The following is a 24,102-nucleotide window of genomic DNA, read 5'->3' on the forward strand; positions in this document are numbered from 1 at the left end:
GCGGCCCTTTTTTATGCTTGAAAAACGCTGTCCTGATTCCGGTTCGAGCAAGTGGATTTTTTCTACTAAAGTCTATCCCTTGATGACTTAAGGCCAGCGCAAGGCTGGTGACATTCAGGGACGAAGACGAGCAGTTATGACGGAGCAAAAGGGTTCAAGCGGGATAGGCTACATACTTTCCATCTGCCTTGTCGCAGCACTTGGCGGCATTCTGTTTGGTTATGATACGGCCGTCATTTCAGGCGCCATCGACTCGATCACCACCTATTTTGATCTCTCTGCCACCATGAAGGGCTGGGCAGTATCGAGTGTGGTGATCGGCAGCATTCTGGGTGCTCTGGGGGCCGGCTATCTGGCCAATATTCTGGGTCGACGCATGACCATGATGACAGCGGCTGCCCTGTTTCTGGTATCAGCCCTGGGGTCGGCGCTGGCACCTGCCTTCTGGTTTTATATCGTCCTGCGTCTGGTCGGCGGCGTGGCTGTAGGGATCGCCAGTGTGGTGTCTCCCATGTACATGGGGGAGCTGGCGCCCCAGCACTGGCGTGGCAGGACGCTGAGCATGTTTCAGCAATCTCTCGTGGTCGGCCAGACGATCGTATTTTTCGTGAACTACTTTATTGCGCGTGATGTGGCCCAGGAGTGGCTCAACAACTATGGCTGGCGCTGGATGCTGGGCTCCGAGGCCATTCCGGCCGTGCTCTTTGCGGTTTTGCTCTTGCTGGTACCCGAGTCTCCGCGCTGGTGCATCATGCATGGACAGTATGACCGGGCCCGGCGAATACTGGCGCGCTTTACGCCGCAAAGGGACATCGAACCAATGGTCGAGGAGGTACGCCACTCACTGGATGAAGGAAACTCCAGCGGCCGTCGTGCCATGAACCGACAGCTTCGTCAGGAAAAGCGCAGCTCACGCAGTGCCCTCAAAAAGCCCGTCATGATGGGTATTGCGCTGGTCGGTATCTTTTTATCGGCTGCGCAGCAGCTCTCCGGGATCAATGTGGTGATGTATTACGCGCCCACCGTACTCTCCGGCGTTACCGACAGCACCGGAAGCGCGCTGCTGCAGACAGGCTATATCGGTCTGATCTTTATTGTGGGCAATCTGGTGGGGATGTATCTGATTGACCGCGTCGGGCGCGTGCGTCTTTTGACCATCGGTTCACTGGCCTGCATCGCGAGCATGGGCGTACTGGGCACCGTTTTCTGGTTCGATGTTCAGGGCTATACCGCCATGCTGGCCATCATGGTGTATGTCACGGGCTATGCCATTTCATGGGGTTGCTGCAGCTGGACGCTTTTGTCGGAAATCTTTCCCAATTCGATCCGTGAGTCGGGCATGGCACTTGCCATGGGCGCTCAGTGGACGGCTGGCTTTATCGTGGCGCAGACCTTTCCGATGATGCGCGGCAGCGAATGGCTCAATGACATGTTCAATGGCGCCTTTCCGTTCTGGCTGTTCGGCAGCATCACGTTTATCAGTTTGTTGATCGTCTGGCGTTTTGTGCCGGAAACGAAGGGGGTACCGCTGGAGTCAATGGAAACGCTCATGGGCGAGAAGTTTCGTCAGGGTCGAGTGCAGGACTGCTCGCGCTACCGGGAAGGTCATGCGCAAACCGCGTGAAAAAGCCCGATAAGCCATGACGCCATCAAAAAGGCCCCACTACGGTGGGGCCTTTTGCATGTCTCACATGGGGCTGGGCGGTTCGCTTTAGATCACCCACATCAGCATCAGCGGCAGATAAATGAACGAGGCAAGCGTTGAACACATGACCAGACTCGCCACAAACTCCGGCGAGCGTCCGGCCTTCTGGGCAAAAAGATAGTTGTACACCGCCATGGGCATGCACATCATCACCATCAGAATGCCTCGGGCTTCTTCATCCAGCCCCAGCAGCAGGCCAATGCCCTGCGCAATAATACCGGCTACCACGACCCTGCCCAGTGCAAAGGCAAGACCCGCCGACAGGTTGCGTGCGCGAATACTGGCCAGTGCCACACCGAGCGTAATCAACATGATGGGAATGGTCATGCCGGCCAGCAGTTCGATGCTGTTGGCAAGCCAGGCCGGCAGCGTAACCTGATAGGCCATCAGAAGAATCGCGATGATGCTGGCGTAGATGGTCGGGTTGGTCAGCAGATTTCTGACCGGCCGTGAACTACTGGTGATGCTGCCCACCACGAACTGGGCAATCGAGACGATCACGAACACGGCGATGGCCAGTGAAAAGCCGCGTCCTTCGCCAAAGGCATACATGGCCAGCGGCAGGCCCATGTTGCCGGTGTTGGGGAAAAGAACCGATGGCACGATGGTGCGCCAGTCCATCTTCGTGATACGAGACAGCAGCAGGCCGACAACCAGCAGCACCAGAAGGCATAGAAAGGTCGCGGTGGCCATGCTCGAGAAGGCCGACAGCTCGACATGCGTGCTCGATAGGGCATTGACGATAAGACAGGGGGTGCCGACGTTGAAGACCAGCTTGGTGACGAAGCCGGTAGGGTAGGGCTGTCGAAAGCGTACCCAGAAGTAGCCGATGCCGGCGCCCACCATAATGGGGACCATGACAGCCATGATTTGTGAAAACATGAAAAACCCTGTGCAGGCGGCAGTGGTGACTGCAATGAAACGAGATCGTTATTTTCACGGGGTTATGAGGACAGTTGCAAGCTGTCCGGCGTGAAATATTATACTTTCGTATAATTTTCTTTGGGCAGTGTAATGACATGTCCGGGCTGGTCTGCCAGCCGACTGTCCTGACCCAGTCGGCGAGCGCCATGTCTGGCATGGCTGATCAGACCGGTAATCAGAGCCCGCTCGGGCATATGGCGCCAAAAGCGCGAGGGCATGCTGCGTACCATGGTCTTTTCGTTGAGGCGAGCCGGATTGAACGTGCTGGCATAGTAGGCCAGCCAGAGATCTTCTGCGTCATCTTCCATGGCCGACAGCGCCTGATAATCCTGTACGGAAAAAGTACCGGCATCAGGGCGTTCAATATGCCACTGCCGCCCATCGCAGACGATGGCGCCCTCAGGGGTCATGATCAGCCAGCGGTGCCGGCCCATCCGATCAATGAAATGTCGAGCGGCCCCTTCAAGCACATCATGGCGGGGCTCAAACCACGCGATAAATTCCGGTGCGTACTGTTCTTCATTGGTCGACTGCGGGTGAAACCGTAAAAAGGCGTGGATGTGATGCACTTCGTGGTTGACGGCCTTGACGCGCTGCTCGATGACCGCACCATCCCTGTCTCCGGCCAGCAGAGCGTCGCCTTCGCCCTGAGCCAGCCGCCAGACCACTCGATAGAGTAGCGCCCAGCGGCACTCCTGGTGGTGGGTAGGCCAATAGCGAGAGGCGCACTCCAGCCGCTGCAGATCGTGCCTTGAAAGCTTCAATGCCAGTGGTGTCTCGGCGGGTGGGGGTAGATCGGTATCACCGCTGGCAAACAGATCACCTGCAGAGTCTTCACTCTGCCAAAGGACATCGCCTGGCGGCACTCTGGCGGCCAGCAGGCGGCGGGCATGGTCGCGCCAGCAGGCGAAGTCGGCTCGGGTCATATGCAGGGTATACATCGTCACACCACCTCCTGAAGGGTTAAAGCAATGCCATTTGCCCTGGAGTGACCGTTTGCATCTCGGCAAGCAGTGCCTGTCGTTCAAGACCGGCCTGACGCGGTCGGTAATCCTGCGTCGTAATGAAGGGAGCGAGCTTTTTCATGGAGCAGCCCAGCCGGGTGAGGTCGGTATAGCGGATGCGCCGCTCCCGCCTTAACGCCTCGATACGGCGGGCACTGGTAATACCTATGCCAGGCACCCGGGCGATCATGTACATGTCAGCACGATCCAGATCGATGGGGAAAAGCTCGCGATGGTTGAGCGCCCAGGCAAGCTTGGGGTCGATGTCCAGCGACAGGTTGCCGGGGCCTTTTAAAAGCTCATCGGCCCGAAAACCATATCCCCGGATCAAAAAATCGGCCTGATATAGGCGGTGTTCGCGCAGCAGTGGCGGCGCGATCAGTGGTACCGACGAGGGGCTTTCCGGAATGGGAGAGAAGGCCGAGTAGTAGACCCGCTTGAGCCGGTAGTCACCATACAGCGACTGAACGTTGCCCAGAATGGTGTGATCATCGGTATCGTCGGCGCCCACAATCATCTGGGTACTTTGCCCGCCGGGCGAAAATCGGGGCGCTTTTGGTTCGGCAGTGGCCTCGTCCAGCCCGTCGCGGATGGTCGACATGGCGTGGCGAATGGTGGTGTCACTTTTCTCTGGCGCCAGTCGGTTCAGGCTCTGGCTGGTCGGCAGCTCAACATTGACGCTGAGCCGGTCAGCATAAAGACCGGCCTGTCGAATCAGATCGGGCGAGGCATCCGGGATTGTCTTGAGATGAATATAGCCGCGAAACTGATGCTCGACGCGCAGTGTTCTGGCCACTCTAACCAGTGCCTCCATGGTGTAGTCATTGGAGCGAATGATGCCGGAACTGAGAAACAGCCCGCTGATGAGATTGCGGCGATAGAAATCGAGCGTCAGTCGCACGATTTCATCGACGCTGAAGCGCGCCCGCGGGACGTTGCTCGAGCGTCGATTGATACAATACTGGCAGTCGTAAAGACAGAAGTTGGTCATCAGGATCTTGAGCAGTGCAACGCATCGGCCATCCGGTGTGAAGCTGTGACAGATACCATTGCCATTGGTCGCGCCCAGCCCTTTCTGACCCTTTGAAGAGCGTTTTGGGGCACCGCTGCTGGCACAGGAAGCGTCATATTTGGCGGCGTCTGCGAGAACGATCAGCTTGTCGGTGAGCTGCATGAGCACTCCTTTAACTGTATTTGTATACAGTAATGGGAGCGGGCATGAACAACAATTGAATTGCATTCATGACGTCAGCGCAGTGCCTGAGAGGCGTACCCGTTTACCGAAGGTTAGTCGGACTCTTGTCAGCTTCTACCATAACGGCGGTCAGGGCATGATCTTCCAGATCGGCATAATCGCCGACCAGACGCATGCCCGGCTGCCATGCCTCGCTCAAGGCACAATCCAGTATCAGTGTGCACTGGCCTGCGGAAGCTGTCGGATCGACGCCCTCGATCCGAGCATCATGAAAATAAAAGCGTGTGCCGGTGAGCGGATAAAGCGCCTTGAAAAGACTCTCCTTGAGCGAGAAGGTCAGCGTAACGATGCGGGCACGCTGTTCAGGCGTGAAATCACCAATGGCTCGCTGCTCGCCTGGCGTCAGAATGGATGTCGCAAGATAGTCGGCGCGCCTGGGGCTTAGCCAGCACTCGGCATCCACCCCCAGCCCCTGATGAGTCGATGTGGTAGCGACCAGAGCGGCGGCAAGATCGCGTGCGTGAGTAATGGATCCTATGGCCGGTAGCGGCCAGTCGACCTGACGGTCTGCCAGACTGGGCAGGGTGTCAACGTGGATATCAAGCGCGGACAGCGCATGGCGAGCGCACACCCTGCCGGCCAGATATTCGGCACGACGTTTGGTGACCGCGCGGGAAAGAGTGTCTGGCAGTGCCATGCCATGAAAGGCAAAGGCGCTGTCATCAAAGCGTTGAACCTCAAAGGAGGTAATGCTCAGTCGCGCTCCGCGTGCCGGAGTAATAAAGGGCCAGCGAAGGTACGGGAGCGCGATGGCATCAGACATGAGAGCTCGACGTTACAGGGACAGCAGGCCGACGATAATGCCGCCAAAAATCAGCCACTTGATCACGTAATAAAGTGTCTTGTTTTGTTTTTTGAGTCGCTTGCCGGCTTCACGAACCTTGTAGATGTACTTGAAGGCACGATTGAGTCCGCCAGTGTGATCGTTATCGTCATTGGGGGAGGCTGCCGCGGCCATCACGTTACGGCTGAACCAGCGATTGACCGCTGCTGCCCAGCGATACTTCATGGGGCGCTCGATATCACAAAACAGGATCAGGCGATTCTGTTCGGTGTCGTTCTGGGCATAATGGATGAAGGTCTCATCAAAAAGCACCGCTTCACCATCTCGCCAGCTGTAGTCGATGCCATCCACGTTGATGCGGCAGCGGTCATCGTTGGGCGTACGCAGGCCAAGGTGATAGCGAATCGAGCCGGCATAGGGGTCGCGATGCTTCATCAGCTTGCTGCCGGCGGGCAGCTCGGCAAACATGGCGGCCTTGACGCCGGGAATCCCGGCCAGAATCTCGGTCGTGCACGGGCAGAGCTGGCGCGCTGATTCATGGCTTTCGCCATACCATTTGAGATAAAAGCGCTTCCAGCCGCGTCGGAAAAACGAATTGAATCCGGCGTCGTCCTTTTTGGCCGATCCCTTGATGTGATTTTCAAGTGTCAGCGCTTCATCGCGGATCTCTTCCCAGCGAGCGGTCAGTGCTTCAATACCTGGAAAGTCTTCGGCGCGGTGATAGGGGCGGTCCGGCACTTTTGAAAACAGGTACATGAATGCATTGATGGGCGCCATGAAGCTCGAGTGATCCGACAGCTGGCGAAAGGGCTTGTGACGAACGCGGCCACGAAAATGCACATAAAGGATGCTGGCCACGATCAGGGCCACGATTGTCCATTTGATCATAGCGATCTCTTTTCCGGATGATTGCCGTTAACGTCGGCGATAATGTTGTCTTCCAGACTACTGGCGGCGCAGTCTCGCATGTTCGCAAATGAGTGTCATTACTAAAGTCCAGGGGGCTTTCCCATCGCCATCATGCTCATTGTCCCTGGCTTTGTCGATATTATTTGCAGGCTAACGACTTGAAAGATGCGGTATAGGGCCTAATGTCATTACTGGACCATCAATCAAGGGTCCACGGCCGATGGCCGTCGAGCAGTTACAAGGCGTTTCGAGCGCCATCTGACAGGAGGTCACATGATTCCCGATATTGGTCTGGGTACCTATCGCCTCAAGGGCCAGGAGGTCATCGATTCGGTGACAACGGCACTTGAGCTGGGCTATCGACATATCGACACCGCACAGATGTATGGTAACGAAGCTGATGTTGGGCAAGCCATCGCCGAAAGCGGTGTGGCGCGTAAAGACATCTTTTTGACGACCAAGATCTGGACTGATCGCTTTGCCCATGACGATCTAATCAAAAGCCTCGAAGAGAGCCTTGAAAAACTTGGCACCGATCATGTGGATCTGGTGCTGCTTCACTGGCCTTCGCCGGACAACGAAGTACCGGTTGCCGAGTCGATTGGTGCGCTGGTCGAAGCCAAAAAGCGGGGTTTAACCCGTAATATCGGCGTTTCCAACTTTACCATCGCTCAGATTGACGAGGCGCTTGGCGTTGAAGGCGGTGACCAGATCGTTACCAACCAGATTGAGGTGCATCCTTTCCTGGCCAACAAGGCGCTGGTGAAGCACTGTCAGCAAAAGGGCCTCAGAGTGACCGGCTACATGCCTTTGGCAGTTGGAAAGGTGATGGAAGACGATACCCTTAAAGAGATTGCTGATCATCACGGTGTTACGCCGGCACAGGTAGCATTGGCCTGGGTAGCGGCGCGCGATATTGTGGTGATTCCTTCTTCCACGAAGCGAGCTCACCAGCAGTCCAATCTGGAAGCCATGACACTGTCGCTGAGCGACGATGAGATCGAGCGCATCAATGCACTCGATCGCGGCGAGCGCATCGCCAACCCTTCCTTTGCGCCGGCATGGGACGAATAATGTCTCTGATTCGGTATCTTGATGAGATATTGAAAAGGGGCGCCCATTGGGCGCCCCTTTTTTATTAGTGAAGCGGCTCAAATTCAGGAGCTTAGCAGCGATGGGTTGAGGGTCAGCATCTGCATCGAAAAGGCTGTAGGCGTTTTGGGATTGCCCTGGGCATCCACAAAATAGAGTTCAAAGCCTGTGCACTGGCGGCGTGTCTTGGTTGTATTAATGTAGCTGTTCAGATGTTTGAGCCCGTCAAAGCGAACTCCCTGATCTTCTACGGTGATCTGAATCAATGGGTTATCCAGTAGATATTCGGTCACCAGCTTGATCGTGCCCTCCGTTATGACCTGATTGGTCGTGAAGCACCCCAGCCCTCGGCTGAGCTTGTCCTGACGCCACAGAAAATGCTGGGGTATGCCCGTGGTCAGCTTGACCTTTTCACCATTGATCATCATCTCGCTGACGCCAGTCATCCCGACGGTTGGTTTGCCAGCGGCATTGCGGGTCAGGCTATAGCTTTCATAAAGGCCATCCCCCTTGGCGATACTAATTTCGCCGGAAAAGGCATCTCCTTCAGTATCTTCAAGTGCTAGCGGCCCGCCTTTGGTACGCAGCAGGATACCCTTGGCAGAGCCTGCGCTGTTTTTTCCAGCCTCGATCACGAACGGAGGGAGATAGGCCCACTTGTCACCTTGCTGGGCAATAAGGTCAGGCTCCAGTCGAACAGCACGACCGGTAGGTTCCCGGACCACAACAGCTCCTTCCTGTACAGATACACCTCCCATTCGTGCATCATGGAAAAGTGAGTTAAATATGTTTCGCCATCCATGAGTAACCTTATTGCCGGCAGCAAAGCACCGCATGATCTGTTGAAAACTCGTGGATCGAATGATCGGATAGCCTGGATCATCACTTTTTTCGTCTGGCGCTGTAGTAATGGAAGCTGTTCCGGTCGAGCGGCGTTTTTCCCACCAGTTACCGATAAAGTTACAGTCATAGATGTGCGACGCAACCACGGCATCGCCGCTCATGAACTCAAAGATGTTGTCCTGGAATGTGGCTCCATTAAGGTTGCGGCGGAAAACAAAGGCGTTGCCGCAGTTATTGAATTCATTGCGAATGAAGCGCGCTGTGGTGGAGTAACTGTTCTTGCTATCGTTGCAGTAAAGCCCGCATCCGATTTGAATGAAAACGCAATCCTTGACAGTGAAGTTGACGAGAATTTCGTCAGCATAAATTGCTCTTCCAATATTGCTGAAATGGATGTTGCTAAAGACGCTATTATAGCTATACGCATCAAACACGGTTTTATTGTCATTCTCGCCCTGCCCCGAAATATACATATTTTCGACAACAGGTCCCTGATTGCGGAAGAGGGGGCCATCAATTTTGCTGCCCGACCTGATATAGGCAACACCTTTGTGCTGGTTTTCTCTAAAACGCCCGGCGCCGCACATGCTTTTACGGTTTAGATCGACGGTTTTGCTGATGACGTATGATCCGGGCGGTACAATCACAGTAGCAACTTCATTGGACAAAGCGGCGTCATTGAAAGCCTGAGAGCTGTCGACTCCGCCGGTGGGGTCTGCACCAAAGTCGAGAACGGTTTTGATTGCAGTAGCGTTAGCAGTTGTCATGAGTATTCTCCCAAAATAACCATGTTGGCGTTTTTTCGTTACCCTTTCTGGATAACTTGTAATCATGGTTAATTATTTGGTTAATACCGTCAAGTCAATTTTGCACAAAATGGTTAATTAAGTATGGGTGCTAGAATTAATCCTTTTTAAACAGTCACTTGCTAATATAGGGTCGGCGCTATCGACGCAACATCATCTGTGCCATGACCACGCCAATGATTCGACAGTGTGGCCCCAGCGTCATGTACTGCTGCGCCCAGCCTCTGTTCAGCGCCTTGAGCATGGGCGGCTGACCGGGTTCTTCGATGTAGCGCTTGAAAGTGGCCTCTGCACTGCCGTGTTCCTCACACTGGACGATAACGTCGTCTCCTGACATGGCCTGGACATCCGGGTCGACAAAGATCAGCGTACCTGGCGGATAAACTTCCATCATTGACTCCCCGCGTACGCGAAGTACAAAACAGCCTGGCCCGCAGTTGGGGGGCTTGGGGAAGAACTCCTGATCGCCATGATCAATGATGCTTGCTGAGGTTTCTGTCCAGGCTCCCGCCTGTACCCAGCTGAGCAGAGGCGCCATTCCACTCATGATGGGGGCCTGCTCAATGCTGTTGTCACTGCGTGCTGGCATCGACACTACATTGTCGTTGTAGGGCGAACCCTGCTGGTGCGCGCTGTCAAGCCAGCCATCTTCCTTGCCAAAGGCCACCTCGATTCGGCGGGCGAAATCATCACCGATATTCCGGGTCGCCTTGCTGCTCAGCACTCGGCTGGCTGCCGGTGGCTCCACACCTACACATTCGGCAAATGCCTTGTTGCTGCCTGCCTGATCGCGTAGGGCGCGAGCGTTTGCGCGTCTTATCTCACTGACTCTTTGCATGCTGGTTTCTCGTTGCAGGTATTAAAACTTTTTGAAAATATCCTTGATGGTTAATTAATGCTCGCGCATACTCGAGTTTGTTAACCAAACGTGTGCATATTGTGCATCCCGTGACTGGATATTGCCATGTGAAAGTCAGCGAGTCCCGGTCTGCCAATGAAGTTTCTTATAGAGCCGCATATGCAGGGAGATTCTCATGAACGAATCACAACGAAGCAAAATTATTGTCGCCCTCATGAGACGCGAGGGTGGTTTTGTTGACCATCCTGATGATAGAGGAGGCGCGACCAATTATGGCATTACCCGGAGCGTGGCTGCCGAACATGGTTATCGCGGCAACATGCGTGATTTTCCTCAGGCCATGGCCGAGAAAATCTATCTGAAAACCTATTGGCATGCGATGAAGCTTGATGAGATCAGTGCGCGTACGCCCGCACTGGCAGTCGCACTAATGGATTATGGCGTACACAGCGGCACCAGACGTGCCGGACGGCAACTACAGGAGGTATTGAATGTCTTGAGCAATAACGGACGGCGCTGGAGCGCCATCGGAACAGACGGTTGCATCGGAACGCAGACGCTAGGGGCAATGGACGCCATGCTCAAATTTCGCGGTGTGAATAGTGGTTACACACTCGCGAGTACCATCAACGCGCTGCGTCTGGCGTGGCTGGTCGATCTCGCACGGCGGGATGTCTCGCAGCAGGCATTTGCCCAGGGCTGGATTGATCGTGTCGTCAGGCTGGAAAGGGATATGTATGACATCGAACCTGACACTGGTCGAAATGGAACCTCCAGCGAACGGCGAGGAACTCGTCATGGCCTGGTCTGACGTCGGACGACGTCTTGAAAGGGAGGCGCCCGAGCTGGCGGCGCTTTTTAGAAATCCGGAAAATTGTGAAGCTCTAGGCGCCATTGTTGCTGCAACACTTGAGTGCTGGGCAAATGCATCTGCGCAAGGGGTGTCTGACATGCTGGATCAGAACCCGGATGCCATCAACCGGCTCAAGCAACTGGATGTAGAACGCATCAAGCTGCAACTGGAGGCGGCGGCGATAAAACCGGCAATGTCACGAGCAACCGGAAGCGCCATCAAGGGGCTTTTCAATAACGACTGGCGAGCCGGCGTAGGGTGGACGCTGTGCGGCATGCTCGCACTCATGTCTCTGGCAGTATGTATTACTGTCGTCAGAGATCCTGACCGCATTCAGGACTGTGTCGACATCATGACCTGGCTGATTTTCTCGGCCAGTGGGATACTGGGCATCAACCTTCACGGCAACAGCGTAGAGCGCCGTGTCATGATGGAGGAGACTCACATGGGAATGAATGACCGTGGTTCGGAGGCCATGCCGCCGCCACGTCCAAGGGATATTCAGGATTGATTCCTTGTCATCCACGCATTGCGCCCGGCACTCGTCGGGCGCTTTTGTGTCTGTAACGTGGCGGGACCATTTTACTGCTGAATCAATCGGGCGTTGAATTCGATCGGGATGCTATCGTCCAGTCGCTTGTATCCCAGAAGTGATAAAACCGTCTGTGCATTGTCCAGCTTCATCAGTTGTTGGGTATCCACACTAATGGGCTCGGCCAGTGTCAGGTGATAATACTGTTGATCCAGCCGCTCAAGGGTCAAGGGCACCTGCTCGCTACGCTCGAAATGGTTGCCACTGGCGGTCAGCGTGACGTTGCGGGTTGTTGAGTCCCCTGGCTGAAGGTTGCTCAGCCAGGCGGGATTGACCCTGGTGGACAGCGTGACCATGGCTGAATCGGAAGAAAGGCCTGACAGCAGGCCGCCAAGGCCTCCCTGTTTGCCCAGTAGATCCGTTTGCTCAAGGCGCAATGGCATTTCGAATCGTCCTTCATCGTCAATGGTGCCCTGCAGCTCCGAGACGTGATAGGTGCGCTCCATCGGGCCGCGCTGCCCCTGGCCTGCTACATGAGCGGTAATCTCGCTATCGGCTGGCACAAAATGCCAGGCTGCCTGTGCCTGGGTAGTCATCGCAAGCGTAACGCCTGCCACACCCAGCACCTTCCAGAAACGATCACGCATGCGCTCACTCCTTGTTAATTAACAGCACTGGTCTCACGGCGATGCTTTGGGTATCATACGCAACCGCAATATCAGGGCCTATAGCTCAGTTGGTTAGAGCAGGGGACTCATAATCCCTTGGTCGCAGGTTCGAGTCCTGCTGGGCCCACCAATCATTTCAATAGCTTAGCGTTTTAAGCTGGTGAGTCCCATAGTCCAAGGGTACAGTTTCGGTACAGTGCCGATCCTTAAGATCCTCGGGAATATCTATGGCCACCATCGTCAAGACCCCCTCTGGTAGCTGGAAAGCCGTCATCCGCAAGACCGGCTGGCCCACTACCGCAAAGACTTTTCGCACCAAACGAGACGCTCAGGACTGGTCACGTCGCACTGAAGACGAAATGGTGCGTGGTGTCTATATCCAGCGCAGCGCTTCGGAGCGAATGACGCTTGAAGCAGCCCTCAAGCGTTATTTGGCCGACATTACCCCCAACAAAAAGCTCAGCACTCGAAAGAGCGAGCGCGGCAAGGCTACAAAGCTCGTTGAACACTTAGGCAAGTACTCTCTTGTGGCGTTAACGCCTGATCTCATCGCAAATTACCGCGATACCCGTTTGAACAGCATTGGGCGTCGAGGTTCACCGATCAGTTCCAACACTGTGCGCTTGGAACTAGCCTTACTTGGCCATCTCTATACAGTGGCCATTCAGGAGTGGGGACTAGGGTTGACCTATAACCCCGTCCAGAACATTCGCAAGCCCAGTCCGGGAGAAGGGCGCGACCGACGCTTGTCTGCTGATGAAGAAAAGCGCCTGTTCACCGTTCTACGGCAGCACAGCAACCCTATGCTGACATGGATCGCTAGAATCGCCTTGGAAACGGGCATGCGCTCCTCGGAGATCCTGACCCTCACTCGCTCTCAAGTCGACGTGAAGCGCCGTGTGGTGCGTCTTACAGACACCAAGAACAACGAAGCCCGTCTTGTGCCTCTAACTATTGCAGCTACCGATACCTTCAAACAGGCATTGAATAACCCAGTGCGTCCGCTCGACTGTGATTTGATATTTTTTGGTGAGCCCGGACGAGACGGACAGCGTGGCCCATACGCTTACACCAAACTCTGGAACCAAGCTAAGAAAAAGGCCGGCCTCAACGACTTCCGATTTCACGATCTACGCCATGAGGCAGTGAGTCGGCTAGTGGAAGCAGGACTATCCGACCAAGAGGTCGCCGCGATCAGTGGACACAAGTCTATGCAGATGTTGAGGCGATATACGCATTTGAGGGCAGAGGATTTGGTTATAAAACTGGATCGTATATGAGGGCTTTAATTGCCCGTTGGCTAATAATTGCATGGGGAGTGAAAAATGTTGGATTTTCCATTGAGCGATGGCTACCTACCGAAGGAGATGTATATCTTTTTGGGGGCGGTTATTGGTGCGGTTGCCGCATACATAACGACAAAAATAACAGTTAGAAATCAGGTAAGAATTGCTGAGATAAATGCTCAAAAGGATGTTGTGCTCCAATCAGATAGATTGCTGCATGAGCGTGTTATGGCAGAAGTGGCTCTTGAGAGAAAAGAGTTAAGGAAAATGCATGTCATACTGTCAAGAGTGTCTCTAGAAACATCTCTGACTATGAGTTATATCCAGTCAGATAACAACATGAGACTTCATGAATTCCGGGAGAGATATATGGAGAGCTGTCATAGGCTTCATGAGGCTAAGGCTATATCAGATATTTACTATCCTGAGATGAGTGATTCTGTCTGCAAGATTTATGGGCAAACCAATGTTTTTTGGGGGGACCAAGAGAGCGTGTTGAGAACTGATATTAAAGATAATAGGGATGTATGGGAATGTAGTTTGTCCAAGGTGATTCAGACAGGAAATGAAATATCAAGCTACTCTCGTGCTCTTCAAGAAAAGATATCTAATCGTGGAGAAGAGCTGAAGAATACGCTAGGGAAAAGATTTGATTAAAAGTTGATGAGGCGAGTAGAAGTGACCGTTTGCCATACTTCGGCAGCGCAGCAATACCATGCTGTCCTAGACCGCTAAAATTGCATTGGGAATGGGTATGCGCTCTTCGGAGATCCTACCCCTCACTTGCTTTTGGGCGCCGTGACGTACGTCTCACCGGCAATAATGATAATGAAGCCCGCCTAATGTCGCTTATTCAAACTTCCGCTTCAACGATCTACGGCATGAAGCCCTTAGCCGGCTGGTAGAGAGAGCTATCCGAGTAGGAGGTTGCTGCGATCAGTGGCCTCAAGTCAACGAAAATGTTAAGACATTATAGGCATTCGAGGATGGAGGATTTGGTTTTTAAATTAAATGGTTTAGAGTAAAATTTTTCTTTGGTTTTAAGAAAAACTGTTAGTTCAAGCGAGATATGGTCACTTTGAATAATTATTTTGATACCCCAGAGTTTAATGATGCAGTAGTAGGATTTTGTGAGCATAAAAAACAGATACCAGTTTTGAGAGAAGTAAATGATAAACTGAATGGTTTCTTTTGCGAAATGGCCTTGGCTACAACCAGTCATCCAGAAATAAAATATACTATCCAGCGTGTGCAGTATCAGTATCATTTGCAAAGAATTTCTGAAATCAATTCATCATTGATTTTATGCTTAAGAGAGGAGAAATATATATCTGTAGAAGCTCTATCAAGAGTGTCACTCGAATCGACAGTTAATTTTTTGTATCTTTTGGGCGAGGAAGATAATGAGCGCGCTTCTGGATTCTTAAAAGGATATTTTAAAAAAAATAAATATAAGGCAAGGAAATGGCTTGAACACTCTTTAGAAACTGAGGATCAAAAAGGAATTGAGCAATCCTCTAGACTTTTAGAGTCAATGGATAACGGTTTGGCATCTCTGCAACACAAAAAAAATAGTAAGCTTAAGATGTGGCCCGACACTATTGTACAGAAGTTTTCTGCAGTCAATTTAAAGGGGGCTTACTTTACTCTCTTTGCATCTTCTTCAGACTCGGTTCACCATGGTGCCGAAGACGTATACAATAGAACTATCGTAGAGCAGCTTGATAAAAAGGAAAAAGATAAAGCTATTAAATATATGATGGCTGAAAATGCCAGTTTCGCTATCTATTTGGCTGTTTGCTCTATTGAATATTCTGCAGAAGTTTTCCGAGAGTTTTGCCATAAGCTGAAAGAGGAAAAGTATCTTGATGCTCTCAGTAGGATTCAAGAGAAGTTATATGCGCTTCATATGGCACATGAAAACCATCATGTCGATTTATTTAAGTAAGTTCTATATCTTGAATCGATATGTCTAGTTTTTCGATGCTATTGTGATGGCAAGTTAATCTGCATTGTCATGCCCTATGTTTATTATTTTTAATAAGCTGTTTTTATAAAAACAGTCTAGTCTTAATTAAAATTAGTGTCATACCTGCTAGTGCTCTCCTCAAGCTGATAACATAATTTTGTAAAATTATGTTACTTTCTAGGCTTTTGAAAAAGAACTCTTTTTTGTTTTCTAGTTGTTCGAAATAATACGCTTTGATGATCAAAGTGTATTGTTTTGATTTTGATTTAATTTCCTCTAGCTTGAGCTTTTACTTTTATTGTTTAGCATTGGTTACTCCGATATTTTGTTAGCGGAGTGCTGATTATGAAAGTCGAAGATTATCTTGTTGAAAGATTTGGCCTGCTGATGAGTATATCGGATTTGGCAGATCTTCTGGGTCGTTCGCCTGATGGCATCCGGGTATCTCTTTATTCAGATACAGAGGTTTCTCGGAAGCTAAAGCCCACTATGGTTAAGGTGGGGCGTCGAGTTTATTTTCGTACGCTCCAAGTAAAAGACGCATTATGCCTGGAGTCTTCCGAATATGGTGCGTAATAGCTCATCGGTCGTGAAAGAAATTTTGGGTAGGGTTATTGCCTATCATACTGCCTTCACACTTCTTCCTGGCGTTTCGGTCCCCGGCGCTGTTTTCCTTAGCCAAGCTTTTTATTGGAGTAAAAATTCAAAGACGAAAACACGCAATGGATGGTTTTATAAAAATCAGCGTGGTGAAGATAGCTGGGAGTCTGAAACCGGACTAACTCCAAAGCAACAGGCAAATGCTAGAAAATCGTTAGTGGAAATTGGTGTTCTGGAAGAAGAGCGAAGAGATGTTCCCGCCAAAATTTGGTATCGAGTGAACTGTGAGCGCTTGCTGGAGCTTCTAGCGGATCAACTCGACGAAGAACCTTCCAGAAACGCTTGTGCTTCCCAGTTTTTCCCTTTGGTAGATTCTACGTTTCCTTATGGCCAATCTGGTAATCAGGACGGTCAAATCTTGAATCGACAAAAGGGAGAATCTATTACAGAGACTACAGCACAGAGTACAACAAAAAATAAGAAAAAGGATTCAAGTGATCAGAAGAGCTATTCAAAGGAGCTATCCCCGGTTCAAATCGCCGAGTATCGGGGCCAACAGAAAGCGGATGCCATAGCAAAAAATTACGGCAGCGATAAAGTTGGAGCTATCGCTTTTGAAGAGATGCGCAGAAAAATTCGCACTCAAGGCTCGAACTTCACGAAACAAAGGTGATGGCCCTGACCACGCCTTAATAAAACTTCCTTCATCAGGAGGCAATCATGACTGACAGTCAGGGTGTCACACACACTTTCAACGATGATGGGCTGCCTTCGCTGCGCCGATCTTATGCAGTTGAACAGCATGTGATTAAGAGTGAACTTCAAACTCTGTTGATTATTGCCGGTTATGCCTGTGACTTTTTCGATGAGGGTTTGAAACTTTTTCCCGAAGACTTTTTTACGTGCATCGAGGAAATGAAAGAGGTAATGGAATCAATCGATTTGAAGAGTCTGGAGCTTGAAAAACAGTCATTGGTGCTTCAAAGGATTGAACGGCGCCGACAGGTCAAACCGAGTCATCAAAATATTTAAAGGGAGGTTTGATTATGGGTAACAATATTTCGTGTGCACGAAAAACTGCCGGTATCGCTCTATTGGCTTCAATTGGGCTAACACAACCTGCTTTAGCCGGCGGGATTCCCGTTATCGATGTTTCGAGTCTGACCCAACAGATGATTCAGGTTCAGCACATGCTGGATCAAATCGACCAGCTGAAAAGCCAGCTCGAAACGGCCAACAGGCAGTTGGACAGCATGAGTGGCGTCCGTGGCATGGGCAATGTCATCGACTCGGTTTATGACACTGCCGTTGACGTCGAGCCTAGCCAAGTGCTGATTGATACCGGCATTAAGGGCTCGAACGAACATGGTTTGTCTGGCGATGTGGCGAACCTATACGACAGCGGCAACCGCAATACGGCGACTTGGCTTGGCCAATCCCAAAAATCCTTGGAACAAGCTCAAAAGCGTTTTAGCGAGCTGACCGGCCTTGTGGCCGAGGTCAATAACAGCCCGGACCAGAAAGACGTTCTGGACCTCCAGGCCCGTATTGGCGCTGAGGAAGTCTTGCTGCAAAACGAAACGGCCAAGCTATCCATGCTCCGTTCGCAGGCTGAGGCCAACCAGGCACTTCACGCTCAACAAATTCAGCAGATGCGCGTTGCATCATCAGGCGAACCTTTTGAGCTTGATTGGTGAAGGGGGCGTTATGGGCACCAAGAAAATTTCGTGCGCACGAAATACTGCAGTTGTGGCTCTGATTGGCTTGGTGCTGACAGGGTGCTTCGAAGACAGCTCGGATACCGGCTCTGTGCAGACCGTGGACTGGTACAAAGCGCATGATGATGATCGCAAGATGACTCTTCAGGCATGCAGCAATAATCCTGGTGAACTTCGGGATACACCGAATTGCATCAATGCACTCCAGGCAGAACGAGCACTATCCAGTGGTGAACCTTTCGAGCTCAACCTACCGCACTCCATGGGCGAGGAGAACTCATGAACCTGTTTGAAGGCATGTTCTCAGTTGTTGATCAGGCACTGGACCAGTACATCATCAATACAGCTACTGATCTCATCGCTTACATCACTCCGATATTCACCAGCATGTTAATCGTTTGGATAGCTATCTGGGGCTACTTGATGATGTTTGGCAAGGTCAATGAGCCCTTGCAGGAAGGTGTATTTCGTATCCTTAGGATTGGTTTCATCATGACGCTTGGACTGACGGTCGGTACCTACATGAGTGTTGTGGTGGACGTGCTGGCACACGGGCCAGAACAGGTGGCAGCAGTCATCACTGGGTCTAATGGAGGTGCAGCGGCCATTCTGGATAGCCTGTTTTCACGTGTCCTCGCTGTGGCCGATCAGGCCTGGAATAAGGCGGGGGTCATGAGTGGTGATTTCGGCATGTATCTGGTAGCGATTCTGATCATGGTGTTTGGTGGCGGTGTTGCCATCGTAGTGGCGTTTCTCCTGTTGGCCAGCAAGGTAGCAACAACGGTGCTGCTGGCGATTGGCCCACTCTTTATCATTGGTCTTCTGTTTAACACTACTCAACGTTTCTTCGAGAGCTGGCTGGGCATGGTGGTCAATTTTGGCATGCTATTGGTTTTGGGATCAGCCATCGGACGCATGGTCATTGATGTCAGCGAAGCCTTCATGAACATTGTGTCGTCCTCAACAAGCAATATGGCCAGCATGACAACAAGTGCCTATCTGATTGCTTTTTTTGCCCTTGGAATCCTCGTGCTGAAGCAGGTGCCCGCTGTCGCATCTGCATTGGGCGGGGGTGTGGCATTGGCAACTCAGGGCGCGCTAGGTTCCGCCATGTCTGCTATGCGTCCATCAAAAATTCGGCGTCAGTATCGCGGAGTGCAACGTGATGCCCGCTTGGCAGGCAATGCCGCAGCCTCTCCTTACCGTGGCGCCAAATCTGCTTATCGTGCCTACCAAAAACGTTTCGGGACCGGCAATACAATCACGGGGGGATAAGAACATGAAAACCAAATGGACCAGCATTTGGCGTGCCCGGTGGATGAGGATAAAGCGAGGAGGCGAGCTAGGGTTTTCGGGCCTATTGCTAATAGTAGGTATTCTTCTGGCTGTGGCGTTGCTTCCCGAGTTCCCTAGCTTAACCAGAGGCGCCCTTACTGGCGATAATGAGGCGATGCGCACTCTGTTTGCTTGTTTGGCTGGTATTGCCGTTTGCCTGCTTCAGTGGCGATGGCGCGCAGCGATATATCCGCAGCTCCGGCGTAAGGTGTCTAGGGAGAAGGCTCAATGAGCTACCAGCGATTGACATCACAAGAGATTGAAAACTTGCGAGCTGAGATGCGTGCCGCCGGACATTGGATGAAAGCTGAGCTGGCCAGACGTCGACAGCGGTATAAGAAAATAGGTGCAGTTGAAACAAGCAACGACCCTATTACTAATGACAAAGCCTCTTGATCAGAGCCAGACGACGATCAGATGTAAAACAAGCCCTTCTGTATCAATAATAGCGTGGCCCAGCACGTCCTTGAACTCATTTTTCGTGCGTACGAAAAAAATGAATGGGTTTTGAGCTAGGGCAGGATTCGCAAAGTGCTGGCATTTGGTACCAGATGCTACCCATCGATTTTATTTCCATGATATTTGGGAAAATATTGGATAGTGTTTATGAAAGTGGCCAAGACACGACTGACTAACGATGAAAAGATTGCTTGGCATCAATTCTGTCAGGCTAACCATGTCAGTGAATCAGAAATGCTAAGAATGATGATCCAGAAGGTGTCTGGCAGTACTTCAGATGCAGGTGCTGACGTTAACCATGAGCCCAAATCTGATAAGATCACGGTTCGGCTAGCATCTGAAAACTTTAAAAAAGTTGGGGTTAAGGCGCGAGAAGAAGGGTTCTTAAATAAAACCAACTGGACAACATCAGCTGTACTGGCTGCTTTACACCGACAACCCGTTCTTACCAATGATGAGATAAACATTTTGCGTCGGTCTTGCCGTGAGTTAAATGCAATTGGACGTAACCTTAATCAAGTGGCTAGAGCTCTGAATGTAGAGTCTTCTGAAGAGAAGAGAATCAAACATGAAGCTATCGCAGCTTTGGCTAAACATATAGATGAACACTGTGCATCAGTTTCTGAACTGTTAAACAAAAATATGAATCGGTGGGGGTAAGGTGGTATGGGTAAGATAGCCAGAATTTACATGAGAGTAAGTGATGAATCACAAAGCCTTGAACGCCAAGAACGGTTGATTACTGATGCTCAAGAAGCTGGCTACTACATTGCTGCTATCTATCGCGAAAAGGCCTCGGGTGCTAGAGCTGATCGTCCAGAGCTACAGCGCATGATTTCTGATTTGCAATCAGGCGATCTTGTGATCGCGGAAAGGATTGACCGCATTAGCCGACTGCCTCTACCACAAGCTCAAGCTCTGATAGATGTTATCCACGCAAAAGGCGCCCGGTTATCAATTCCTGGTATTTTAGACTTCTCAGACTTGGTGGCGGAATCGGAAGGAATAACAAAGATCGTCCTTGAGTCAGTGCAGGAAATGCTATTGAAGCTGGCTTTGCAGATGGCTAGAGATGATTATGAAGAGCGGCGTAGGCGGCAGCTTGAAGGCATTTCGCTGGCTAAAAAAAAGGGGCTTTTTACGGGGAGGCGCCCTGATAAAGTGCTTCACGAGCGTATCAGAACACTGCGCTCAGCCAATTTTTCCATTGCAGAAACTGCTCGTATAGCTGGGTGTAGTGAAGCGTCGGTCAAGCGGGTTTGGTCAAAGCACAAGAATAGCCATTGACTGTCTTGTCTATACCATCACGCCGTTCGTTTTGTGAGGCCTTGCCTATACGTTGTTTTCACAGGATCTGATCGATTTTTGTTAAACGCCGGATGTTCGCGTTCTCTTCGCAACTGGCCACCAATAGATAAGACTGTTGTAGATTATCCCTATATAGTGCTCATATCTCTTTTATAAGCCTCTCAACATGATTAACACCCGCAAAATTTATGGGTTGCTTTGGTTGATGAGAGTTAAAAGTAACCGATAGAACACGGGGTTCTAAATGCTGGTCTACAACGCCACCAAGCAGCAGTTCATCGATGATGTTCGAGCTAACCGGATCGCCGACGCCATTGAGAACGAGGTGGCTCGCAGGCTGAACCGCAACTCGCCCCGTAACGAGATATTGTCTTGGGAAAACTCGCTGCGCTTCATGATGGGTGTGCTGCTCGACGAGGGCATTCCCGCATCGGCAGGCGTGGCCATCGAGTACAATATTCCTCTGACCAATCGCCGTGTGGATTTCATCCTGACCGGCAAGAATCACCAGCGAGATGATTCAGCAATCATCGTGGAGCTGAAGCAGTGGCAGTCCGTCGAGGTGACGAAGAAAGACGCCATTGTGCGTACCCAGTTGGGAGGTGGGGTGCGTGAGACCAATCATCCGTCGTATCAGGCATGGTCTTATGGTGCCCTGATCGAAGATTACAATGAGACGGTACGTTCGGAGTCGATCCGCCTGGTGCCCTGCGCCTACCTGCACAACATGAAGCAGGGGGACGCCATCAATGATCCTTTCTATGCCTATCACACCTGCCGAGCGCCTGTATTCATCTCACCGGATGCCCTGAAGCTCTCGGAATTTCTAAGCCAGCACATCAAGTACGGCGACAGTGACAACATCATGTATCGCATCGAGCATGGTGTGATCAAGCCGAGCAAGAACCTGTCAGATGCCCTGGCGTCGATGATGAGTGGTAACGCCGAGTTTCTGATGATCGACGAGCAGAAGCTGGTATATGAAACCGCGATTGATATGGCACATCGTGCGGCCAATAGTGGCAAGCAGTGTCTGATCGTTAAAGGCGGGCCGGGCACCGGCAAATCGGTGGTGGCCATCAACCTGCTGGTGGAGCTGACGAAGCGCGAGATGATGACGCAGTATGTGTCGCGCAACTCAGCTCCTCGTGAGGTTTTCAAGAAACGGCTCACCGGCACGCGCAAGAAAACCCATATCGATAACCTGTTCAAGGGCTCGGGCAGCTACGTCAACGCCGAGCCGGATACCTTCCATGCACTCATTGTGGACGAGGCGCATCGCCTCAATGAAAAGTCTGGCATGTATCAGAACCTGGGCGAGAGCCAGATAAAGGAGATCATCGCCGCTTCACGGCTATCGATCTTTTTCATCGATGAGGCGCAGCGTGTAACGCTGAAGGACGTGGGGACGGTCGAGGAGGTCCGGCGGCGAGCGGCTGAGTGCGGCGCCGATGTACACGAACTTGAGCTGGCCTCGCAGTTTCGTTGCAATGGCTCGGATGGCTATCTGGCTTGGCTCGATCATGCCCTTCAGATTCGCACCACAGCAAACACCGACCTGGAGGACATCGATTACGACTTTCAGGTGTTCGATGACCCGAGTGCCATACGCCGGGCGATTCTCGAAAAGAACCGCAAGGCCAACAAGGCACGTATGGTGGCAGGCTACTGTTGGCCCTGGGCGAGTAAGAAGGACAAGCACGCCATGGACATCGTGTTCCACGAGTATGGCTTCGCGGCCCAGTGGAACCTCAGTGACGACGGCATGCTATGGGCCATCGCTGACGACTCAGTTGATCAGGTCGGCTGTATCCATACCTGCCAGGGGCTCGAGTTCGACTACGTCGGTGTCATCATCGGAGAAGACTTCGTAATTCGTGACGGTCGCGTGGTGACAGACGCGGCTAGGCGGGCAGGGCAGGATCGTTCCGTGCATGGCTACAAGACGATGCTCAAAAATGATCCTGAGTATGCCCGTAGTCAGGCGGATCAGATCATCAAGAATACCTACCGCACGCTGATGACGCGGGGACAGAAGGGCTGTTACGTCTATGCCACGGATTCCGAGACCCGAGAATATTTCGCGGCTTATGCTCGTTCTCAAGAATCTACCGAGCGAGAAGAGGCATCTGAAAATACCGAGACGCTGCATGGCTTGCACCTTCCCACCGTGACGCGCGATGAGGCAGTGCCCTTCGAGCGCCATGTACCCGTATACGATTTAAGCATCGCCGCCGGCGACTTCAGCGAGATGCAGATCGCCGATGCCGAGTACTGGGTCGAGCTGCCGGACTTTATGCGCGCGAGTCCCGACCTGTTCGTCAGCCGGGTAGTGGGGGAGTCGATGAACCGCCGCATTCCCAACGGTGCCTGGTGCCTGTTTCGTGCCAACCCCGGCGGTACACGTCAAGGGAAGGTCGTCGTGGTGCAACACCGCGCCATTGACGACCCGGACCACGGCGGTAGCTTTACGGTGAAGCTGTACCAGAGTGAGAAGGTCGAGGAGTACGGCGAGTTCGTGAACCAGCGCATCGTGCTCAAGCCCCAGACCAACGCCTTTGGCTACAAGGACATCGTGCTTGAAGACGAGCTTGAAGACCTGAAGGTCATCGGCGAATTCCTCTCCGTGTTGTGAGGAACCGGCGGCTTGATAGCCGCCTATGCAGACGCTGACTGGATAGCGAGCGGCAGAGCAGGCATGCTCACGGCTATTCGATATCTCAAAATCAGGTGACCCTGGATGTCAGATCCGTTCAAACAGCTCCATGACGCCATGGATCAGTTCGCCACCGAGCGTGACTGGGACCAGTTCCACTCGCCCAAGAATCTTTCCATGGCGCTCACAGTGGAGGCCGCTGAGTTGCAGGAGTGCTTTCAGTGGCTGACCGAGGCGCAGTCAAAAGAGCTGGATGAACAGCAGCTAGCTGCCGTGCGTGACGAAATTGCCGATGTACAGCTCTACCTGATTCGCCTTGCCGGCAAGCTAAACGTCGATATTGAGGCGGCATGCCGAGCGAAAATGGAAAGGAATGCGGAAAAATATCCTGCCGAGCAGGTGAGAGGCAGTGCGAAAAAGTACACGCACTATCAGGATTGACGTGGTGCATGGGCACATGGCTTCTTCGTTTTCACAGCTTTACTCCGCTTCCCAGGCTTTTGCCCTCTAAACGTTGCGCTGGGGCTGTCCTCAACC

26 protein-coding genes and 1 tRNA gene are annotated in these 24,102 nt (G+C 52.0%); 19 read left to right on the top strand and 8 right to left on the bottom strand.

Annotation, left to right across the window (positions count from 1 at the left end; genetic code table 11):
- Positions 1–112 precede the first annotated feature (112 nt).
- Positions 113–1,624 carry a sugar porter family MFS transporter gene (locus tag B9G99_RS12085; protein WP_257789372.1) on the top strand — a complete coding sequence of 504 codons (1,512 nt, stop codon included), beginning with the start codon at positions 113–115 and terminating at the stop codon, positions 1,622–1,624.
- An 87-nt stretch (positions 1,625–1,711) separates the two neighbouring features.
- Here the strand turns inward: B9G99_RS12085 and B9G99_RS12090 are convergent, their stop codons facing one another.
- From B9G99_RS12090 to lpxO, 5 genes are all read right to left on the bottom strand, one after another.
- Positions 1,712–2,587, bottom strand: a complete 876-nt coding sequence (locus B9G99_RS12090; protein ID WP_086622379.1) for an AEC family transporter — start codon at positions 2,585–2,587, stop codon at positions 1,712–1,714.
- A gap of 98 nt (positions 2,588–2,685) precedes the next feature.
- A complete protein-coding gene (locus tag B9G99_RS12095; protein WP_086622380.1) occupies positions 2,686–3,570 on the bottom strand; it encodes a TIGR03915 family putative DNA repair protein in 885 nt (294 codons plus the stop codon).
- Between the two features lie 22 nt (positions 3,571–3,592).
- A complete protein-coding gene (locus B9G99_RS12100; RefSeq protein ID WP_086622381.1) occupies positions 3,593–4,807 on the bottom strand; it encodes a putative DNA modification/repair radical SAM protein in 1,215 nt (404 codons plus the stop codon).
- Positions 4,808–4,910: 103 nt separating this feature from the next.
- Positions 4,911–5,651, bottom strand: a complete 741-nt coding sequence (locus B9G99_RS12105) for a 4'-phosphopantetheinyl transferase family protein (RefSeq protein WP_086622382.1) — start codon at positions 5,649–5,651, stop codon at positions 4,911–4,913.
- A 12-nt stretch (positions 5,652–5,663) separates the two neighbouring features.
- A complete protein-coding gene (lpxO, locus tag B9G99_RS12110; RefSeq protein WP_227875804.1) occupies positions 5,664–6,560 on the bottom strand; it encodes a lipid A hydroxylase LpxO in 897 nt (298 codons plus the stop codon).
- 294 nt (positions 6,561–6,854) lie between these two features.
- Here lpxO and dkgB point away from each other — a divergent pair, with 294 nt between their 5' ends.
- Entirely contained in the window at positions 6,855–7,655 is an 801-nt protein-coding gene (dkgB, locus tag B9G99_RS12115) for a 2,5-didehydrogluconate reductase DkgB (RefSeq protein WP_086622383.1), read from the top strand.
- An 83-nt stretch (positions 7,656–7,738) separates the two neighbouring features.
- Here dkgB and B9G99_RS12120 read toward each other — a convergent pair whose 3' ends face one another.
- Both B9G99_RS12120 and B9G99_RS12125 read right to left on the bottom strand, forming a co-directional pair.
- On the bottom strand, positions 7,739–9,283 hold the full coding sequence (locus B9G99_RS12120) for a pectate lyase family protein (protein WP_158521494.1): 1,545 nt from the start codon (positions 9,281–9,283) through the stop codon (positions 7,739–7,741).
- A gap of 178 nt (positions 9,284–9,461) precedes the next feature.
- On the bottom strand, positions 9,462–10,160 hold the full coding sequence (locus tag B9G99_RS12125; RefSeq protein WP_086622385.1) for a S24 family peptidase: 699 nt from the start codon (positions 10,158–10,160) through the stop codon (positions 9,462–9,464).
- Between the two features lie 196 nt (positions 10,161–10,356).
- Here B9G99_RS12125 and B9G99_RS12130 point away from each other — a divergent pair, with 196 nt between their 5' ends.
- Complete coding sequence (locus tag B9G99_RS12130; RefSeq protein ID WP_086622386.1) at positions 10,357–10,992, top strand: glycoside hydrolase family 108 protein; 636 nt, start codon at positions 10,357–10,359, stop codon at positions 10,990–10,992.
- Positions 10,979–11,545 carry a hypothetical protein gene (locus tag B9G99_RS12135; RefSeq protein WP_086622387.1) on the top strand — a complete coding sequence of 189 codons (567 nt, stop codon included), beginning with the start codon at positions 10,979–10,981 and terminating at the stop codon, positions 11,543–11,545. The genes B9G99_RS12130 and B9G99_RS12135 overlap by 14 nt, the downstream gene beginning before the upstream one ends.
- 71 nt (positions 11,546–11,616) lie before the next feature.
- On the opposite strand, the gene B9G99_RS12140 is transcribed toward B9G99_RS12135, so the two are convergent.
- Positions 11,617–12,213: a hypothetical protein gene (locus B9G99_RS12140; RefSeq protein WP_086622388.1), complete on the bottom strand. Its 597-nt coding sequence runs from the start codon at positions 12,211–12,213 to the stop codon at positions 11,617–11,619.
- Between the two features lie 74 nt (positions 12,214–12,287).
- Between B9G99_RS12140 and B9G99_RS12145 the strand changes: the two genes are divergently transcribed.
- The 15 genes from B9G99_RS12145 (at position 12,288) to B9G99_RS12220 (ending at position 24,006) form a co-directional block, all read left to right on the top strand.
- Positions 12,288–12,364, top strand: a tRNA-Ile gene (locus tag B9G99_RS12145).
- Between the two features lie 97 nt (positions 12,365–12,461).
- Positions 12,462–13,514 carry a tyrosine-type recombinase/integrase gene (locus B9G99_RS12150; RefSeq protein WP_086622389.1) on the top strand — a complete coding sequence of 351 codons (1,053 nt, stop codon included), beginning with the start codon at positions 12,462–12,464 and terminating at the stop codon, positions 13,512–13,514.
- Between the two features lie 45 nt (positions 13,515–13,559).
- Positions 13,560–14,177: a hypothetical protein gene (locus B9G99_RS12155; protein WP_086622390.1), complete on the top strand. Its 618-nt coding sequence runs from the start codon at positions 13,560–13,562 to the stop codon at positions 14,175–14,177.
- A 412-nt stretch (positions 14,178–14,589) separates the two neighbouring features.
- Complete coding sequence (locus B9G99_RS16765; RefSeq protein ID WP_148663951.1) at positions 14,590–15,468, top strand: DUF5677 domain-containing protein; 879 nt, start codon at positions 14,590–14,592, stop codon at positions 15,466–15,468.
- Positions 15,469–15,834: 366 nt separating this feature from the next.
- Positions 15,835–16,065: a plasmid-related protein gene (locus tag B9G99_RS12170; protein ID WP_086622393.1), complete on the top strand. Its 231-nt coding sequence runs from the start codon at positions 15,835–15,837 to the stop codon at positions 16,063–16,065.
- Positions 16,055–16,762 carry a hypothetical protein gene (locus B9G99_RS12175; RefSeq protein ID WP_086622394.1) on the top strand — a complete coding sequence of 236 codons (708 nt, stop codon included), beginning with the start codon at positions 16,055–16,057 and terminating at the stop codon, positions 16,760–16,762. Before B9G99_RS12170 ends, B9G99_RS12175 begins: the two co-directional genes overlap by 11 nt.
- A gap of 47 nt (positions 16,763–16,809) precedes the next feature.
- Positions 16,810–17,121: a hypothetical protein gene (locus B9G99_RS12180; protein ID WP_086622395.1), complete on the top strand. Its 312-nt coding sequence runs from the start codon at positions 16,810–16,812 to the stop codon at positions 17,119–17,121.
- Between the two features lie 14 nt (positions 17,122–17,135).
- Positions 17,136–17,786 (top strand): type IV secretion system protein, encoded by a 651-nt coding sequence (locus B9G99_RS12185; protein WP_086622396.1) that lies wholly within the window; start codon positions 17,136–17,138, stop codon positions 17,784–17,786.
- Between the two features lie 10 nt (positions 17,787–17,796).
- Positions 17,797–18,090: an EexN family lipoprotein gene (locus tag B9G99_RS12190; protein WP_086622397.1), complete on the top strand. Its 294-nt coding sequence runs from the start codon at positions 17,797–17,799 to the stop codon at positions 18,088–18,090.
- Entirely contained in the window at positions 18,087–19,082 is a 996-nt protein-coding gene (locus B9G99_RS12195) for a TrbL/VirB6 family protein (RefSeq protein WP_086622398.1), read from the top strand. The genes B9G99_RS12190 and B9G99_RS12195 overlap by 4 nt, the downstream gene beginning before the upstream one ends.
- A 288-nt stretch (positions 19,083–19,370) precedes the next feature.
- Positions 19,371–19,538: a hypothetical protein gene (locus tag B9G99_RS16845; protein WP_158521495.1), complete on the top strand. Its 168-nt coding sequence runs from the start codon at positions 19,371–19,373 to the stop codon at positions 19,536–19,538.
- A gap of 210 nt (positions 19,539–19,748) precedes the next feature.
- Positions 19,749–20,261 (top strand): plasmid mobilization relaxosome protein MobC, encoded by a 513-nt coding sequence (locus tag B9G99_RS12205; protein WP_086622400.1) that lies wholly within the window; start codon positions 19,749–19,751, stop codon positions 20,259–20,261.
- A 30-nt stretch (positions 20,262–20,291) separates the two neighbouring features.
- Positions 20,292–20,888: a recombinase family protein gene (locus B9G99_RS12210; RefSeq protein ID WP_472382589.1), complete on the top strand. Its 597-nt coding sequence runs from the start codon at positions 20,292–20,294 to the stop codon at positions 20,886–20,888.
- 265 nt (positions 20,889–21,153) lie between these two features.
- Positions 21,154–23,544: a DNA/RNA helicase domain-containing protein gene (locus B9G99_RS12215; RefSeq protein ID WP_086622402.1), complete on the top strand. Its 2,391-nt coding sequence runs from the start codon at positions 21,154–21,156 to the stop codon at positions 23,542–23,544.
- Between the two features lie 105 nt (positions 23,545–23,649).
- Positions 23,650–24,006, top strand: coding sequence for a nucleotide pyrophosphohydrolase (locus tag B9G99_RS12220; protein WP_086622403.1), 357 nt, complete (start codon positions 23,650–23,652; stop codon positions 24,004–24,006).
- Positions 24,007–24,102 lie beyond the last annotated feature (96 nt).

The organism is Kushneria konosiri (genome assembly GCF_002155145.1).
GTDB classification, from domain to species: domain Bacteria; phylum Pseudomonadota; class Gammaproteobacteria; order Pseudomonadales; family Halomonadaceae; genus Kushneria; species Kushneria konosiri.

Coding starts and splice junctions, on each gene's coding strand:
- B9G99_RS12215 (WP_086622402.1), top strand. CDS start 21,154: ATGCTGGTCTACAACGCCACCAAGCAGCAGTTCATCGATGATGTTCGA.
- dkgB (WP_086622383.1), top strand. CDS start 6,855: ATGATTCCCGATATTGGTCTGGGTACCTATCGCCTCAAGGGCCAGGAG.
- B9G99_RS16845 (WP_158521495.1), top strand. CDS start 19,371: ATGAGCTACCAGCGATTGACATCACAAGAGATTGAAAACTTGCGAGCT.
- B9G99_RS12150 (WP_086622389.1), top strand. CDS start 12,462: ATGGCCACCATCGTCAAGACCCCCTCTGGTAGCTGGAAAGCCGTCATC.
- B9G99_RS12125 (WP_086622385.1), bottom strand. CDS start 10,160: ATGCAAAGAGTCAGTGAGATAAGACGCGCAAACGCTCGCGCCCTACGC.
- B9G99_RS12130 (WP_086622386.1), top strand. CDS start 10,357: ATGAACGAATCACAACGAAGCAAAATTATTGTCGCCCTCATGAGACGC.
- B9G99_RS12220 (WP_086622403.1), top strand. CDS start 23,650: ATGTCAGATCCGTTCAAACAGCTCCATGACGCCATGGATCAGTTCGCC.
- B9G99_RS12195 (WP_086622398.1), top strand. CDS start 18,087: ATGAACCTGTTTGAAGGCATGTTCTCAGTTGTTGATCAGGCACTGGAC.
- B9G99_RS12155 (WP_086622390.1), top strand. CDS start 13,560: ATGTTGGATTTTCCATTGAGCGATGGCTACCTACCGAAGGAGATGTAT.
- B9G99_RS12100 (WP_086622381.1), bottom strand. CDS start 4,807: ATGCAGCTCACCGACAAGCTGATCGTTCTCGCAGACGCCGCCAAATAT.
- B9G99_RS12135 (WP_086622387.1), top strand. CDS start 10,979: ATGGCCTGGTCTGACGTCGGACGACGTCTTGAAAGGGAGGCGCCCGAG.
- B9G99_RS12210 (WP_472382589.1), top strand. CDS start 20,292: ATGAGAGTAAGTGATGAATCACAAAGCCTTGAACGCCAAGAACGGTTG.
- B9G99_RS12095 (WP_086622380.1), bottom strand. CDS start 3,570: ATGTATACCCTGCATATGACCCGAGCCGACTTCGCCTGCTGGCGCGAC.
- B9G99_RS12205 (WP_086622400.1), top strand. CDS start 19,749: ATGAAAGTGGCCAAGACACGACTGACTAACGATGAAAAGATTGCTTGG.
- B9G99_RS12120 (WP_158521494.1), bottom strand. CDS start 9,283: ATGACAACTGCTAACGCTACTGCAATCAAAACCGTTCTCGACTTTGGT.
- B9G99_RS12140 (WP_086622388.1), bottom strand. CDS start 12,213: ATGCGTGATCGTTTCTGGAAGGTGCTGGGTGTGGCAGGCGTTACGCTT.
- B9G99_RS12090 (WP_086622379.1), bottom strand. CDS start 2,587: ATGTTTTCACAAATCATGGCTGTCATGGTCCCCATTATGGTGGGCGCC.
- lpxO (WP_227875804.1), bottom strand. CDS start 6,560: ATGATCAAATGGACAATCGTGGCCCTGATCGTGGCCAGCATCCTTTAT.
- B9G99_RS16765 (WP_148663951.1), top strand. CDS start 14,590: ATGGTCACTTTGAATAATTATTTTGATACCCCAGAGTTTAATGATGCA.
- B9G99_RS12105 (WP_086622382.1), bottom strand. CDS start 5,651: ATGTCTGATGCCATCGCGCTCCCGTACCTTCGCTGGCCCTTTATTACT.
- B9G99_RS12175 (WP_086622394.1), top strand. CDS start 16,055: ATGGTGCGTAATAGCTCATCGGTCGTGAAAGAAATTTTGGGTAGGGTT.
- B9G99_RS12190 (WP_086622397.1), top strand. CDS start 17,797: ATGGGCACCAAGAAAATTTCGTGCGCACGAAATACTGCAGTTGTGGCT.
- B9G99_RS12185 (WP_086622396.1), top strand. CDS start 17,136: ATGGGTAACAATATTTCGTGTGCACGAAAAACTGCCGGTATCGCTCTA.
- B9G99_RS12170 (WP_086622393.1), top strand. CDS start 15,835: ATGAAAGTCGAAGATTATCTTGTTGAAAGATTTGGCCTGCTGATGAGT.
- B9G99_RS12180 (WP_086622395.1), top strand. CDS start 16,810: ATGACTGACAGTCAGGGTGTCACACACACTTTCAACGATGATGGGCTG.